General features: G+C 64.1%; 13 protein-coding genes. 8 read left to right on the top strand and 5 right to left on the bottom strand.

Annotation, left to right across the window (positions count from 1 at the left end):
* Positions 1–18 precede the first annotated feature (18 nt).
* The 4 genes from ACDC66_RS04030 to ACDC66_RS04015 are packed head-to-tail and all read left to right on the top strand — an operon-like array spanning position 19 to position 5,776.
* On the top strand, positions 19–1,485 hold the full coding sequence (locus ACDC66_RS04030) for a phospholipase D-like domain-containing protein (RefSeq protein ID WP_376695388.1): 1,467 nt from the start codon (positions 19–21) through the stop codon (positions 1,483–1,485).
* Between the two features lie 24 nt (positions 1,486–1,509).
* Entirely contained in the window at positions 1,510–2,169 is a 660-nt protein-coding gene (locus ACDC66_RS04025) for a lysoplasmalogenase (protein WP_376695387.1), read from the top strand.
* A 19-nt stretch (positions 2,170–2,188) separates the two neighbouring features.
* Positions 2,189–3,658, top strand: coding sequence for an SLC13 family permease (locus ACDC66_RS04020; protein ID WP_376695386.1), 1,470 nt, complete (start codon positions 2,189–2,191; stop codon positions 3,656–3,658).
* A 60-nt stretch (positions 3,659–3,718) separates the two neighbouring features.
* Positions 3,719–5,776, top strand: coding sequence for a M13 family metallopeptidase (locus tag ACDC66_RS04015; RefSeq protein ID WP_376695385.1), 2,058 nt, complete (start codon positions 3,719–3,721; stop codon positions 5,774–5,776).
* 77 nt (positions 5,777–5,853) lie between these two features.
* On the opposite strand, the gene ACDC66_RS04010 is transcribed toward ACDC66_RS04015, so the two are convergent.
* The 4 genes from ACDC66_RS04010 to ACDC66_RS03995 all read right to left on the bottom strand — a co-directional run bounded on the left by ACDC66_RS04010 (position 5,854) and on the right by ACDC66_RS03995 (position 11,188).
* Positions 5,854–7,284 (bottom strand): pyridoxal phosphate-dependent decarboxylase family protein, encoded by a 1,431-nt coding sequence (locus tag ACDC66_RS04010; RefSeq protein WP_376695384.1) that lies wholly within the window; start codon positions 7,282–7,284, stop codon positions 5,854–5,856.
* Positions 7,285–7,302: 18 nt separating this feature from the next.
* Positions 7,303–8,988 carry an NAD-binding protein gene (locus ACDC66_RS04005; RefSeq protein WP_376695383.1) on the bottom strand — a complete coding sequence of 562 codons (1,686 nt, stop codon included), beginning with the start codon at positions 8,986–8,988 and terminating at the stop codon, positions 7,303–7,305.
* Positions 8,989–8,995: 7 nt separating this feature from the next.
* Entirely contained in the window at positions 8,996–9,379 is a 384-nt protein-coding gene (locus ACDC66_RS04000) for a DUF6394 family protein (protein ID WP_376695382.1), read from the bottom strand.
* A 63-nt stretch (positions 9,380–9,442) separates the two neighbouring features.
* Positions 9,443–11,188 carry an ABC1 kinase family protein gene (locus tag ACDC66_RS03995; protein WP_376695381.1) on the bottom strand — a complete coding sequence of 582 codons (1,746 nt, stop codon included), beginning with the start codon at positions 11,186–11,188 and terminating at the stop codon, positions 9,443–9,445.
* 26 nt (positions 11,189–11,214) lie between these two features.
* Here ACDC66_RS03995 and ACDC66_RS03990 point away from each other — a divergent pair, with 26 nt between their 5' ends.
* On the top strand, positions 11,215–11,847 hold the full coding sequence (locus tag ACDC66_RS03990) for a transglycosylase SLT domain-containing protein (protein WP_376695380.1): 633 nt from the start codon (positions 11,215–11,217) through the stop codon (positions 11,845–11,847).
* Here ACDC66_RS03990 and ACDC66_RS03985 read toward each other — a convergent pair.
* Positions 11,778–12,272 carry a hypothetical protein gene (locus ACDC66_RS03985; protein ID WP_376695379.1) on the bottom strand — a complete coding sequence of 165 codons (495 nt, stop codon included), beginning with the start codon at positions 12,270–12,272 and terminating at the stop codon, positions 11,778–11,780. The two genes, ACDC66_RS03990 and ACDC66_RS03985, sit on opposite strands and share 70 nt — an antisense overlap.
* Before the next feature lie 74 nt (positions 12,273–12,346).
* On the opposite strand from ACDC66_RS03985, the gene ACDC66_RS03980 reads away from it, so the two are divergent.
* The 3 genes from ACDC66_RS03980 (at position 12,347) to ACDC66_RS03970 (ending at position 15,237) form a co-directional block, all read left to right on the top strand.
* Positions 12,347–13,483, top strand: coding sequence for a PQQ-dependent sugar dehydrogenase (locus ACDC66_RS03980; protein ID WP_376695378.1), 1,137 nt, complete (start codon positions 12,347–12,349; stop codon positions 13,481–13,483).
* 78 nt (positions 13,484–13,561) lie between these two features.
* Complete coding sequence (locus ACDC66_RS03975; protein WP_376695377.1) at positions 13,562–14,872, top strand: ferredoxin reductase family protein; 1,311 nt, start codon at positions 13,562–13,564, stop codon at positions 14,870–14,872.
* Positions 14,869–15,237 (top strand): cytochrome b5 domain-containing protein, encoded by a 369-nt coding sequence (locus tag ACDC66_RS03970; RefSeq protein WP_376695376.1) that lies wholly within the window; start codon positions 14,869–14,871, stop codon positions 15,235–15,237. Before ACDC66_RS03975 ends, ACDC66_RS03970 begins: the two co-directional genes overlap by 4 nt.

Genomic DNA, 15,237 nt, shown 5'->3' with positions numbered 1-15,237 from the left:
CGGCCATAATCCCAGCCCATGAAGGAAGCGAGCGAAATCCGGGGGCGCTGGCGCCCCAAACGCGTTCTGGCTCTCGGCGCGCTCGTGCTGGCCGCCGTTTACCTGGCAACTGCCGCCTGGCATCTACTCAAGCCGCTGCCCGAGGGACTGAACCTGGCCGGGCCCTGGCGGCCGGCGACTACGATCCGCTTTCACGCCGATTCGACCTGGCTGGATGCCGAAGGCCGCCAACACAACGAGCGCGAGATCTTCGACGCGGCTTTTGCCATGATCGAGCGGGCCGAGTCACTTCTGGTCACCGATTTCTTCCTGGTCAACCAGTTTGCCGGCCAGGCCGGTGACGGGTATCGCCCGCTGTCGGCACAGCTGGTCGACGCCCTGGTCACCGAGAGCCGTGCTCACGATTCGCTCCGGGCGGTGCTGATCACCGACCCGTTCAATGATCTGTACGGCGGTGTGGAGCAGCCGCTGTTCGCTGAACTCGAGCGAGCGGGCGTCGAAGTCGTTGAGACCGATCTCAAGCCATTGCGCGACTCCAATCCACTCTGGTCGGCGGCGTGGCGCATCTGCTGTCAATGGTTCAGCAATGGTCACAGCGGCGGATGGCTGCCCAACCCCGTCGGTGAGGGCAAGGTCACGCTGAGAACCTACCTCACCATGCTCAATTTCAAGGCCAACCATCGCAAGACCCTGGTGGTCGCCGGCGAAGGCGGCCCGGAAGCTCTGGTCACCTCGGCCAATCCGCACGATGCCAGCAGCCGGCACGACAATATCGCCATCGCCTTCGATGGTCCGGCGGTGGGCGACCTGCTCGAGACCGAACGTGCCGTCCTGCGCTTCTCGACCGGGCGCGAACCCGGCTGGCCGGCACTGTCCTTCAATCAGGCCCGGCCCACCGTGGCCGAGGTGCGCGTTCTCACCGAAGCGGCCATCCGGGACGCCGCGCTGGCCATGATCGATTCGGCAGGAGCCGGCGATTCGCTGGACCTGCTCATGTTCTACCTGTCGCACCGCGAGACGATCGAGTCGCTGATCGATGCCCGGGAACGGGGCGCCGCCGTGCGCGTCGTGCTCGACCCCAACGAGGACGCCTTCGGACGCAAGAAGAACGGTGTCCCGAATCGACAGGTCGCCTGGGAGCTCCACCAGGCCGGCGTTCCCGTGCGCTGGTGCAACACGCGCGGCGAACAGTGCCACGGCAAGATGCTGATCCTGCGTCCGGGCAACGGACCCTATCGGGTGCTTGCCGGCTCGGCCAATTTCACGCGGCGCAATCTCGACAACTACAATCTGGAAACCAACATCGAGCTGGCCATGAATGACGACATCGAGGCCATGCAGAACATTATCGAATTCTTCGAGGAACGCTGGTCGAACCGACCGGACCGCATCTATAGCCTGCCCTACGAGCACTACGCTGATCACTCCCGACTGCGCTACTGGCAATACCGGGTGATGGAAGCGACGGGCCTTTCGACATTCTGAGGTTCCATTCTGAGGTTCAATGAGATGACCACTTTGGACAACTCGACTCGGACGGCCAGACTGGCTTTCATCATCGTCGCCGTCACATACTGGATCACGCTCTGGCTGCCGCCGGTGCCCGGAAGCTGGATTCTCAAGTTCACGCCGATGCTGATCGCGGCGGCCGTACTGGCGAGGTTCCTCCAGCCGAGCGCCGCCTGGCCGATGGCCATCGGTTTCGTCGCCGCGGCCGGTGGGGATCTGTTTCTCGCGCTGGACCGACACGACTACTTCACCTTCGGCCTGGGCTGCTTCCTGGTCACCCAAATCGCGTATTCGATCGCCTTCTTCCGCCACCGCCAGGCATTCATGACCCGATGGGCCTGGTGGATGCCAGTGGTCGCCTTCGGCCTGATCGTGCTGTCCTGGATGTGGCCGGGGTTGGGCACCGATCGCCTCCCCGTTGCCGTCTACGTCGCCGCGCTGGTCATCATGGCCGTGACTGCCGCTACGGTCGGATCGAGACCCGGCCGCCTGTTCGCGGGCGCGGCGCTGTTCGTCGTCTCCGACGCATTGATCGGCATCACGCGCTTCGTGGCGGATTTCGAACATTCAGTGCCAGCGATCATCGCGATCTACATGCTGGCCCAGTACCTGATCTTCGCCGGCAGCCTGCGGACACTGCCGGCTCGCGGCACGGCATGAGCCGTTATCCTTTCGCCCCATGAGTGCCGGCCCGGAAGACAATGGCAGCTTGCGACCGCGCATCGGACTGATCGCCGGCCCGCTGGTATTCGTGACCATGCTGGTCCTGCCGGCACCCGAAGGCATGTCCGAAGCGGCATGGCATGTCGCGGCGGTCGCCGCGCTGATGGTCGTGTGGTGGATCAGCGAAGCGCTGCCGATCGCCGCCACCGCCCTGCTGCCGATCGTGCTCTTTCCGCTGCTGGGCGTGAGCGATATCGCCGGGGCGACGACACCATTCGCCAATCCCCTGATTTACCTCTTCCTGGGCGGGTTCATCATCGCCCTGGGCATGGAGCAATCCGGACTGCATCGGCGCATCGCGCTCACCATTATCCGTCGCGTCGGCACCCAGCCGAGAGCGATCATTGCCGGCTTCATGGTGGCGGCGGCCTTTCTGAGCATGTGGGTGTCGAACACGGCCACGGCCATGATGATGCTGCCCATCGCGCTGTCGGTCACCCGGCTGGTCGAAGGCGAGGCGGACCCAGCCCATCGATCCGGCTTCGCCCTGGCCCTGCTGCTCGCGCTGGCCTATGCCTGCAACATCGGCGGACTGGGCACGCTTATCGGCACGCCGCCCAACGCCCTGCTGGCGGCTTACCTGCTCGATAATCACGGCCTCGAGATCGGCTTCGGCCAGTGGATGCTCGTCGGGCTTCCGCTCGTGATCATTGCCCTGCCGCTGGTCTTTGTCCTGCTGACCCGGGTGATCTTTCGGCTTCAAATCGGCGAGCTTCCCGGCGGCCGGGAATTGATCCGCGGCGAGCTGGCGCGCCTGGGCCGCATGGACCGCGCCGAGAAACAGGTCGCGGCGATCTTCGTGCTCACCGCTGCACTCTGGGTCACGCGCCCGCTCCTCCAGACCTGGCTTCCCGGCCTGTCGGACACCGGTATCGCCATTTTCGGCGCACTGCTGCTGTTCGTGGTACCTACCGACTGGCGCGAGTGGCGCTTCGTGCTGTCCTGGCGCGACACGACCCGCCTGCCCTGGGAGGTCCTGATCCTGTTCGGCGGCGGCCTGAGCCTGGCTGCCGGAATCAGCGACTCGGGGCTGGCCGAATGGATCGGCGCGGCCTTCCGGCAGCTCGACGGGCTACCCGTCCTGTTCCTCATCGTCCTGGCCGTCAGCGCCGTGATCTTCCTCACCGAGGTGACCAGCAATACTGCCACGGCCGCGGCCTTCCTGCCCATCCTCGGGTCGGTGGCGGTCGGTATGGGGCTTGATCCGATCGTGCTGGCCGCCCCCGCCGCGGTGGCCGCCAGCTGTGCCTTCATGCTGCCCGTGGCCACCCCGCCCAACGCCATTGTCTACGGCAGCGGCCTGGTGACCATCCCGCAGATGGCACGCGCCGGCTTCCTCATCAACCTGCTCATGATCGGTCTGGTGACGGGCCTGATGTCCGTCCTGCTCGGATGGATTTTCGCCGCCGACATGATCCCGGGTTGAACCCGCGCCAAGAACCGCTGTCCGTTCAACCTGAAACCTGAAACTCTCCGGGGACACCGAATGACAAAACGACATCACCTCCTGACCATCGCCGCCCTGCTAGGCTTGTTCGGCGCGCACGCACACGCCCAGGATCAGCAGGCCGCTTCGGCCGAAGCCAAGCTTGGCGACTGGGGCATCGCCACGGCCAACATCAGCGAATCGGTCGATCCCGGCGACGACTTCTTCACATGGGTCAATGCCGGCTGGCTGGAATCGACGGAAATTCCCAAGGGGTTCTCGCGCTGGGGCTCCTTCACCGAGCTGCGCATCCTGTCGGAAGAACGCGTTGACGAAATCATCGGCGACCTGGCCGAAAAAGATCCGCAGCCGGGTAGCCCGTCGCAGCAGGTCGGTGATCTCTACGCCAGCTACATGAACACCGACCGCATCGAGGAACGCGGCCTGGAGCCCATTCGAGAAACCCTGGACGAATTGCTGGCGATCGACTCGCACGAAGCCGCCGCCCGCTGGATGGGACGCCAGGGCACCGGTTCACTCGTGGCCGCCTACGTCACGCTCGACCAGGGCAACCCGGAACGCTACGTGACGTATCTGCGCCAGAGCGGACTCGGCCTGCCCGACCGCGACTATTACACGCGCGAAAACGAGCCCTTCCCGGGCCACCGTCAGGCCTACCGCGACTACGTCGCCGCGACCTTCGAGCGCGCCGGCGTCGACCGCGCAGACGAGCGCGCCGACGCAGTCCTGGCGCTCGAGCAAAAGCTGGCCGAGAATCACTGGACCCGCGTTGAGTCGCGCGACCGCCAGGCTAACTACAACCTGATGACACCGGCCGAACTGGCCGAAAATGCCGAGGATTTTCCCTGGCAGGCCTTTCTGGCCGAACGTGGCCTGGACGGGATCGAGGAAATGGTCGTCGCCACCAACACCGCCATCGACGCCAACAGCAAAGTCTTTGCCCAAACCCCGGTTGAGGACTGGGCATCCTGGCACGCCTTCCACTGGATCAACAATCATGCCCCGTTGCTTTCCGAGCCTTACCAGCAGGCGCACTTCGAGTTGTTCGAGAAGCGTCTCGATGGCGTCGAGGAACAGCGCGAGCGGGAAAAGCGCGGTATCAACTTCGTCAGTTCCCGTCTGGGTGAACTGGTCGGCCAGGTCTATGTCGAGCGCCATTTCCCGCCCGACTACCGTGAGCAGATGATGGAACTGGTCGAGTACCTGCGCCGCGCCTTCGCCGCGCGCCTCGACACCCTGCCCTGGATGGACGCAGAAACCCGGAAGCAGGCGCATCGCAAACTCGAAGCCTTCCTGCCCAAGATCGGCTATCCCGAAAAGTGGCGCGACTACTCCGACGTGACCATTGCTGCCGACGACCTCATCGGCAACAGCCGGCGCCTGGCCGAATGGTCGTGGTCCGACCAGCTGGCCAAGCTCGACGAGCCGGTCAGAGAATGGGAATGGGGCATGACGCCGCAGACAGTCAACGCTTACTACAATCCCACGCGCAACGAAATCGTCTTTCCGGCCGCCATCCTGCAGCCGCCGTTCTTCGATCCTCACGCCGACCCGGCCGTCAACTTCGGCGCGATCGGTGGCGTGATCGGACACGAGATGGGCCACGGCTTCGACGACCAGGGCTCACGCTCTGACGCCGATGGCGTACTTCGCAACTGGTGGACGGATGCTTCGCGCGAACAGTTCGAGCAGCGGACCGGCCGGCTGGTCGATCAGTACAACGAGTTCGAGCCTATCGAGGGCATGAACATCAATGGCGAGCTGGCGCTGGGTGAGAACATCGGCGACCTGGGCGGCCTGTCGATCGCCCACCACGCCTACCGGATGTATCTCGAGGATCATTCCGACGGCGAAGCGCCGGTGCTCGACGGTTTCACCGGCGACCAGCGCTTCTTCATGGCCTGGGCACAGGTCTGGCGCAACCTCTGGGCCAGCGAGGAATCGCTGCGGGCCCAGCTCGTGCGCGGTCCCCACAGCCCGGCCAAGTATCGCGTCAATGGCGTGGTGCGCAACATGGATGACTGGTACGAGGCCTTCGACGTCGATACCGACGACGAACTCTACCTGGCGCCCAAAGACCGCGTCAGCATCTGGTAAGCGGACCGGTAAAGGCGGCGGGCGCCCTGCCCGTCGCCGTTTTGAAAATTTAAGGGCAGGATCGAAGGCAGCATCATTCAGGCTCCCTCCAGGCTCTCGACTACCTCCAGAATCAACCCCCACGCCTTTTCCACGTGAGAGCGCTCGACGCGCGTCTGACCCGGCACGATACGAAGCGCGTAGCGGCCACCCAGACGCGTATGGGTCAGATACAAATCGCCGCCGTCCTGGATTTCAGCCAGTAAGGCCTGGTTGGCTTTCTCGATCGCAGCCTCGTCGTGCTCTCCCGTCGGCAGCCAGCGAAAGCACACACAGTTGAGCGGCGCCGGCGCCATGCGCTCGAAGTTTTCATCCGCGTCGATCGTTTCGACCAGCAACTGCCCGTACTCGATATGCCGCCGCAGCATCGTCTGCAGCCCTTCGAGGCCGAACGAGCGCATCACGAACCAGAGCTTGAGCGCGCGAAACCGTCGACCCAGCTGGATGCCCCAATCGCGATAGTTGCGCACCTGCTCGTCGGCGCGAGTCTTGAGGTACTCGGGCTGGATCTCGAAGGTGCGCACCAGGGCCTCGACGTCGCGCACATAGTAGGCCGTGCAGTCGAAATTGGTGGCCATCCACTTGTGCGGATTGACGACGAACGAATCGACGTGCTCAGCCGAGCCCAGCATCCAACGGAACTCGGGTAGCAGCAGCGCCGTGCCGGCGTAGGCCGCATCGACATGCAGCCAGATACCGTATTCGTGGCAGATCTCGCCGATGGCGTCGATCGGATCGATAGCCGTCGAGCTCGTGGTGCCGAGCGCGGCGATCACGCACAGCGGCGTGACACCTTGTGCGCGGTCAGCCTCGATGGCCTCGACCAACGCTTCGGGCCGCATGGCGAAGGACTCATCGACGGTCACCTTCCTCAGCGAAGCCGAGCCGAAGCCGGCGATCTTGACGTCCTTTTCAATCGACGAGTGTGCTTCGGTGGAGCAGTAGACGGCAAAACGACGTTCGCCCTGCCCGGCGAATCCCTGCTCGTTGATCTCGAAGCCAGTCTCTCGCTCGCGCGCGCTCAGTAGCGCACAGAGCGTGGCGGTCGAGGCCGTGTCCTGGATTACGCCTTCGAATGTCGCCGGCAGGCCGAGCCAGTCGCGCAACCAGCTCATCACCCGCCCTTCCAGTTCGGCCGCTGCCGGGGACGTTTCCCAGCTCATGCATTGCGCGCCCAGGGTGGCGGTCAGCATCTCCGCCAGAACGGACGGATAGGAACTGTTGGCCGGGAAATAACCCATGAACATCGGGTGCTGCCAGTGGGTCATGCCTGGCACGATCAGTTCGCGGAAATCCGCCAGGATCCAAGCCATTTCCTCGCCCGAGTCCGGACCGATGTCCGGGAGACGTTCGGCGATTTCCCCCGGCTCGACGCGGGCCCTGACCGGGCGCTGCTCAAGCTCGTCGAGATAGTCGGCCATCCAGTCGACCAGCTCGTGGGCGTGGCGGCGAAATTCACTGCTGTTCATCGAAAAAAGACCCGTAGTTCAGGAAGCAACGGCCTTGCGCCACCAGGGCCGGCGGGCCAGGCGCGGTTGACCGGTCTGCAGGTAGTTAACGACATCATGGTCGACGGCCACCGCCCAGATCAGCTCGGCCGAGCGGGGGCTCCCGCAGAAGAGGATCCGGTCGCCCATCATCAACGGCTCGTCATCATCGGGCAGCAGGAGAGGGTTGCCGTCACGAAGGATCATCAGGACCACAGCTTCGAGGTGGCGATGGCGATCACGCGGATCGAGCGTCAGCATGCCGACGGTGAATGGCTTGCCCGACTCGACGGCGGCGGCCAGCGGCGGCGTTCGTTTTTCGCTCACGCGGCTTCCCCAGTACTGCAGGCGGCCGTCACCGGCGCGCTCATTCAGACATTCCAGCACGTGGCGACTCCACGTCTCGTCACGCGCAAGACAATGGCCGATGAATTCCGGAAACAGCGATGACTCCAGGACGGGCCGCGCAGCGGCGGCGATCATACCGCTAACCGGACTGGCCAGGTGGGTACCGGCTTCCTCGAATAGTTCGCGGTTGTGCAAGTGATTCTCCCGAGCGATCACGAGCAGGTCCGGATTGAGCATGCGCGCGGTCATGATGGTCGACAGATTCTCGGCGTCACTGTCGTGCGTGGCGATCAGGCCCGTGGCGTCGTCGATGCCGGCGCTTTGGAGCACTTCGCCCTCGGCGCTCCTGCCGGCCACGCTGTCTTCGGGCCAGCCATCCGCCGGCGGCTCGGTGGCGATGATGCGTACCTTCAGGCCGACCTCACGCAGCTCGTCGGCCAGCAGGCGGCCGTAATCATCCTGACCGCATACCAGCCAGGTGCCCTCGAGATCGCCGGTCGGTTCCCAGCGATGCGGCGCACCCGACTCAGTCAGCCGATCGTAGAGCCGGTAGGCCTGGGGGCGTGTAATCGCCAGCATCACGCGCCGGGCGAACTCCACGGCCGGGCGAATGACGAAGCCGGTTTCGAACGAGGCCAGGTTGCGGGCGGCGGCGGCGCTATCGGCGCGGGCGATCACGCCTAGCTGCTGATTGAGCAGCCGCCCGGTCAGCGCGATCTTGATGTTGGTCCAGTCGCAGCTGGTCATCGCCAGCAGGCCCGAGCACCAGCGATGCTGAAGGCCCGCCGCCACGAGGTTGTCGGGAATCGAGGCGTCGAGACGGAAGCCGGGTACCTCGACATGATAATCGCGCAGTTCGAGTTCCCGGATGGCCTCTTCCGCCGACTCCACCACCACAACGCGGCGGCCGCTTCGGATCAGGTCGTCGACCAGCTTGCGGCCGGCACCGCCATAGCCGCAGACGATATAGAACGGTTCACTGATCGAGGCAACGGCCCGTTTGAGCCGCCCCCGTCGCAGCGCGGCATGAAAGTTCTCGTCGCGCGCCAGCGCGACCAGGCTGCCGATGGCGAACAGCCAGGCGAACACCGTCATGTAGATGCACACGATCGTCCACAGGCGCTGGGCTTCGCTGAACTCCGCCGGGACCTCGCCGAAACCGATGGTGCTGCCGGTGTAGCTGACGACATAGAAGGCATGCAGGAAGTCCATCGTCCACGCATCGCCGTTTTCGTCGTATCCGGGAACCAGGGTGAAACCGACCGTGGCCACGGCGTAGGCGCTGATCAGGATGATCAGCGGAATCCGCATGCGCTCGAGCAGCAGGGAGAGCGGCATGTTCAACTCAGCGTCGGAAGCGGCTGGTCTCGATCAGCACGACGACGGTGGAGACGATGTTGGCCAGCAAGGCCCCGCCGGAGAGCGATACGACGCTGGCCATCACGACCGGCGTCAGCCCGACCCCGGTGACATGCACGGAAACGACCCAGACCATGGCCGCCGCGATCAGTTGAAGATCGGCCACCAGGCTCGAGGCAAGCAGAATGGCGCCGATCTGGGTGCGCTCGCCCAGCTTCATCACTGTCGCGATCAGGCTCACCACGATGGCGGCGAACAGCTCGTAAGCATTGTGATGATCGGGGTTGTCGATCTCACCGACGAAAAACCCGAAGTTGAGCGTCAGCGCCAGCAAGATGAAGAAGCCGAATACGACCTTCTCTGGATTCATGTGCTACTCCCGGGCAGACTGGGTAGCACGTTAGCCGACCGGCCCGAAAGCGTCAATTGCCATTCACTCGCGGCCGCTGCGCCAGATCGATACCAGGAGCCATATACCGCCGACGGCCGCGCCGATAAAACCGAGTAGCCCGAACAGCGGCAAACCATCGCCCTGCCCGCCCTGCACGTTGAGCACGATGGCCGAACCGATGATCAGTGCCGCCGTGACGACGCCCAGAGTCAGGCGGCTGGCCGCCTGGTCGAGCCGAACCGACACATCCCGAAGTTCCTTAATGTCGACGTGCACCTCGATCCGACCGCGCCGCGCGCTGCGCAGGAGTCTGCTGAAGTCATCGGGCAGCGAGGCCAGCAATCGTAAAGATTGAAACAGGGTTTTCTGGACACGCCGGCTGATATTGATCGGGGAGTAGTGCCGACTGAGCACCTCCTCGATCACGGGGGCGGCCTCTCCGGCCATGTCGAAATCCGGATCAAGCGACCGCCCCATGCCCTCGAGCGTGAGAAAAGCCTTGAACATCAGCACCAGGTCGGCAGGCAATACCACGTGGTGCTGACGCAAGACGGCCGTGATCTCGCCGATCATCGCGGAGATGTCGAGCTGTTCGAGCGGAACGCCGTGGTAGTGATCGATGAATTCGGCGACGTCCTCGCGCAGGCGCGACTCGTTGAGATCACCTTCCTCGCTCCAGTCAACCAAGATCCGGGCGGCCGACTCGGCATCGCGCGAGACCAGACCGTGAAGCAGTTCGGCGACTTCCTGCCGCCGCTGCTCGGACAGGCGCCCGACCATACCGAAGTCGAGCAAGCCGATGCGGCTGTCGGACAAATACATGACGTTGCCCGGGTGCGGATCGGCGTGGAAGAAACCGTGCTCGAGAATCATGAGCAGAATGGCGCGCGTGCCGCGTGAAGCGATCAGGTGGGTATCGAGTCCGGCCTCCCGAACAGCCTCCAGGTCACTGCCCGGAATGCCTTCCAGGCAGTTCTGCACATTGAGCCGTTCACCGCTGAATTCCCAGTGAATGTCCGGAACAACGATTCCCGAATCCTCTTCCAGGTTGGCTGCGATGCGCTCGACATTGCGGCATTCGGCGGCAAAATCCAGCTCGCGGCGCAACGACTGCGCAAACTGGCGCACCAGCAGCCGGGGCTTGTAGTGGCTCAGTTCCGTGGCTTCCGATTCGATCACTTCTGCCAAGCGCTTGAGCAGCCGCAGGTCCGCCTCCACGGTTGGACGAATTCCGGGCCTGCGGACTTTCAGGACAACACCTGTTCCGTCTTCCAGCCAGGCCCTGTGCACCTGGGCCAGCGACGCCGCGGCAAGCGGCTCGTGCTCGACCCGCTCGAAAACGTCGTCCGGCGGCGCACCGAGATCCTCGGTCAACTGCTTCTCGATTTCTTCCCAGGCCACCGGCGGTGCGTGATCCTGCAACTTGCCGAACTCGCTCAACCACTCGGGACCGAACAGGTCGACGCGCGTGGCCAAGACCTGCCCCAGCTTGACGAAGGTCGGGCCGAGCTCTTCGAGAACGCGGCGGACTCTCGCCGGCGGCTTCAATTGAGCCAGTTCCTCGGCTTCCTTCCAGTGCAACACCTTGCCAGCGCGCTCGAGCGCGCCGGCCATACCGACGCGCTGCACAACATCCCCGAAACCGTAACGAATCAGGACCGATGCGATGTCCTGCATGCGGCCGATATCGCGCGCTGCGCTCAATGCCTGCCAGAGCATGTTGTCCACCCGCTTGAATTCGATCCCCAGAATAGCGCAACAAAACAACGCTCGCCGCGCTGTCTCCATGTGCGCTCTCGAGTAGAATCGGAAGCATGACCCTGTTCGTTCGTCTCTCGCTGATCACCCTCTCGGCAATGGTGTTGTCCGGATGCGCGACGACGCCACCCAAGCGACAAGACAACCTCTGCGAGATCTTCGAGCAGGAACCGGGCTGGTATGACCATGCCTACAAAAGTGAACGCCGCTGGGGCGTGCCAATCCCCGTGCAGATGGCCATCGTCCAGCGCGAGTCCTCGTTCCGGGCGCGGGTCAGACCGCCGCGCACGAAGCTGCTGGGCTTCATTCCCTGGCGACGACCCTCGTCGGCATCCGGTTATGCCCAGGCCCAGGATCCGGCCTGGCAGGACTATCTCGAGATGACCGGCCGCTCGGCCTGGTTCACCAGCCGCGCCGACATGGAAGATGCCCTGGACTTCATCGGCTGGTACAACTACACCAGCCACCGGCGGCTCGGCATCCCGCGCAACGACGCCTACAAGCTGTACCTCGCCTATCACGAGGGCCGTACCGGCTACGAGCGCCGCAGCTGGCGCGACAAGCCCAAGGTGCAGCAGACCGCCCGCGAGGTCGCCGATCGCGCCGACCGGTACGCGCGTCAGCTGCCGTCATGCGAGGACGAATTCCGCTGTGCCGCCTGGTGGAAGGTCTGGCCCTTCTGCCGCTGAGTGAACTGGCGAAGGTAAATCCAGCCGCCGACAGCGCCCGGGAGCCCGATCAGGAACACGCCCGACCAAGTGCGCGCGGCTGCGATCGCCGTGACCGGCAGCATGGCGTCCATCACCAGCAAAGCGACCACCGGTGCCAGGAAGCCCGCCAATACGTGCAACCCCGTTGTCGAGAAAGGCCAACGGCGCGAGATGCCATCGGCGACCAGCAGGGCCACCAGCAGCCCGGCCGCAACGATGATGGCCCACAGCGGCGCAAAACCGAACAGGTCGGCAAGCGTGGTTTCCAGACGCTCGGAGAGAGAGACCGAAACGCCCAGTTCAGCGATGCGGGCGAGATTGATCTGTGTCTGGACGATACTGCCCAGCGCGGCGGTTACCAACACCGCCGCCAGCCAGGCAAGAAACCACCTGAGAGCCTTCATCAATCATGCCTTGTTCAGTCTATGACACTGACAGATTACCAGCCGCGCGGCGTCAGTCTGCTATCTTGCGTTCCATGAACCTCTCGAAGCTTGCCCTGATCCTTTCGCTGGCCGCGCTGATGCTTCTTTCCGCGGACCTTCGCGCACAGGCGACGTTCAAGGTCGAGTCCTTCGCCGGCGGGCTCGAACACCCCTGGTCGCTGGTCTTTCTGCCCGATGGCCGCGCACTGGTCACCGAGCGCCCGGGGAGGCTGCGCATCACCGATGCCGACGGCCGACTGCTCGAGGAACCCGTTGAAGGGCTTCCCGAAGTCTACGCGGACAGCCAGGGCGGCCTGATGGGCCTGGCCCTGCATCCCGACTACGACGACAACGGCTGGATCTACCTGACGCTGGCCCACGGAGCGCCCTCGGCCAACGCCACGCGCGTCGTTCGCGGCCGGCTCGCCGACGGGCGATGGACGGACGGGCAAACGCTGTTCACGGCCGTGCCAATGAAGGACACACCGGTCCATTACGGCGGCCGGATAGCCTTCCTGCCGGACCGCAGTCTGCTGGTCAGCATCGGCGACGGATTCGACTACCGCGAGCACGCCCAGCGGCTCGACAGCCATCTGGGCAAGATCATCCGCATCAATGACGACGGCAGCGTGCCGGCCGACAACCCATTGGTGGACCGAGAAGATGCGCTGCCGGAAATCTTTTCGTGGGGTCACCGCAACCCGCAAGGCCTGGTCGTCGATCCCACAAATGCACGAATCTGGTCGCACGAACACGGACCACGCGGCGGCGATGAGCTCAATATCATCCGCGCCGGCGAAAACTACGGTTGGCCGATCGCCACCCACGGCGTGGACTACTCCGGCGCTCGCGTAACGCCCTACACCACCCGCCCGGGAATGACCGATCCACTCCTCGACTGGACGCCGTCCATCGCCCCGGCGGGAATGAGCCGCTACGAGGGCGAAATGTTTCCCGAATGGCGCGGCGATCTCCTCGTCGCCAGCCTGGTCGAGAAGACGATCCGCCGCATCGTGCTCGAAAACGATGAAGTCGTCTCCGACGAACCACTGGGACTGAAGCTCGGCCAACGCTTGCGCGACGTGGTGGTGGGGCCGGACGGCGCGCTTTACCTGCTTACGGATGAAAGCGCCGGCGCGATTCTGCGCGTAACGAGAGACACGGAACCGAGTAAGGGCCAAGGGACTTAGCCTCCATGTTGCAAGCATGGCCGTTCCAGGGCTCTGTTACATTGGTCTTGTCCAAGAGCGCTTCCAGGAGACTACTGCATGTCGGCCCGAACCGCCCATCGTCTGGTATGGCTCGCCGCCATGCTGCCTTCACTGCTGTTCATCGCCAACCTGAAGGCCGGGCAATTCGCTTCGACGACCGCCCTGCTCAACACTGCCGGACGGCTGGCGGGCGTGGCGGGCCTTTCGATGCTGTTGCTGGCCGCGATACTCAGCGCACGAGTGCCCGGCTTTGACCGCCCCTTCGGCGGTCTGACCCGGCTGTGGCGGACGCACCATCTGCTCGGCGCCTGGTCTCTGATCCTTTTGCTCCTGCACCCGCTCCTGCTTGCGCTCGCGGCAGCCGGCACGAGCGTTTCCGCGGCCGCCGCGACCCTGTTCCCGCCGGCTTCCGATCTTGCCAGCTGGAGCGGCTGGGCCGCGCTCATCCTGATGATGATCTTTCTGGCACCGAGCTTCTCGTTTTTTGGTCACCCGAACTACGAGCGATGGAAGAAGGTTCATAGCCTGGCCGGGCCGGCGGTGGCGCTCGCCCTGATCCACAATTTCTGGCTTTCACGCGGCCTGCCTCAGTGGCTCGATATCACGATCTGGTCGATCTTCGCGCTACTCGCCGTCAGCGCTGTTGCCTGGCGGTTCGTTTTTTCACGCCGGGTGGGCGGCCTCAAGTACACCATCGATGAAGTGACGCCGGTGGCCAACAACGTGGTCGAGCTTGTTCTTGAACCCGTTCACCGAAACCTGAGGCACGAAGCCGGCAACTTCGTCTACCTGACGCTTCACGACCGGGCGCTGGCGGCCGGCTGCAAGGAGGAGCACCCCTACACCATCTCCTCGGCACCCGGCGAGGATCGGCTCCGCATCACCATCAAGGCGCTCGGCGACGCCAGCCGGGCGGCCGCAGACGTACAGCCCGGCACACCCGCCCGCGTGGAAGGGCCTTACGGGCGTTTCTTCAAATCGCCCGACCGCGTCGCTAATCCGGAACTGTGGGTTGCCGGCGGTATCGGCGTGACGCCGTTTCTGGCGCGAATGCGCCATTTCCACCGGCTCGGTGAATCGGCTGACGTATGCATGATTTTCTGCGTGCAGGACGAGGCGCGGGAGATCTACGGCGAAGAATTGCGGGATTTGGCCAGTCGTATCATCGGCTTCAACCTGCAGTTTCATCGCTTCTACCGCGAGGGACCGCTGTCCACCGACTACCTCGAAGCGGTCTGCCCGGACTGGACCGGACGGGAGATTTACGTCTGCGGTCCGTCCCCGCTCAATCGGCTCGTTCGGCAACATGCATCAAACGCCGATGTGCCATCATCGAGAATCAACAGCGAGGAGTTCGAACTGCTATGAAACAGTTTGTTTATACCGTGTTCATCGGCTTCTGGGCCTCGGCCCTGACGATCGTCGCGCTCGATGCACTGACACCCGACGCCAGGGCCGGCGACGGCAAGCATGATTCGGCCACTTACAGCCTGGCCGAAGTGGCCGAGCACGACACGCTCGACGATTGCTGGATGGCCATAGAAGGCACGGTCTACGACTTCACCGACTACATCGACCAGCACCCCACGCCCCCGTCGGTACTCGAATCCTGGTGCGGCAAGGAAGCGACCCATGGCATGCGCACCAAGGGCTATGGCAGCGATCATTCCGAGCGGGCCTGGCAGATGGCCGAGCAATATCGCATCGGCAAACTGGCCGAGGAAGAGAACTGA

The organism is Wenzhouxiangella psychrophila (assembly GCF_042310375.1).
In the GTDB taxonomy this organism is placed as follows: Bacteria; Pseudomonadota; Gammaproteobacteria; order Xanthomonadales; family Wenzhouxiangellaceae; genus Wenzhouxiangella.
This window is presented reverse-complemented; position numbering and strand designations above follow the sequence as displayed.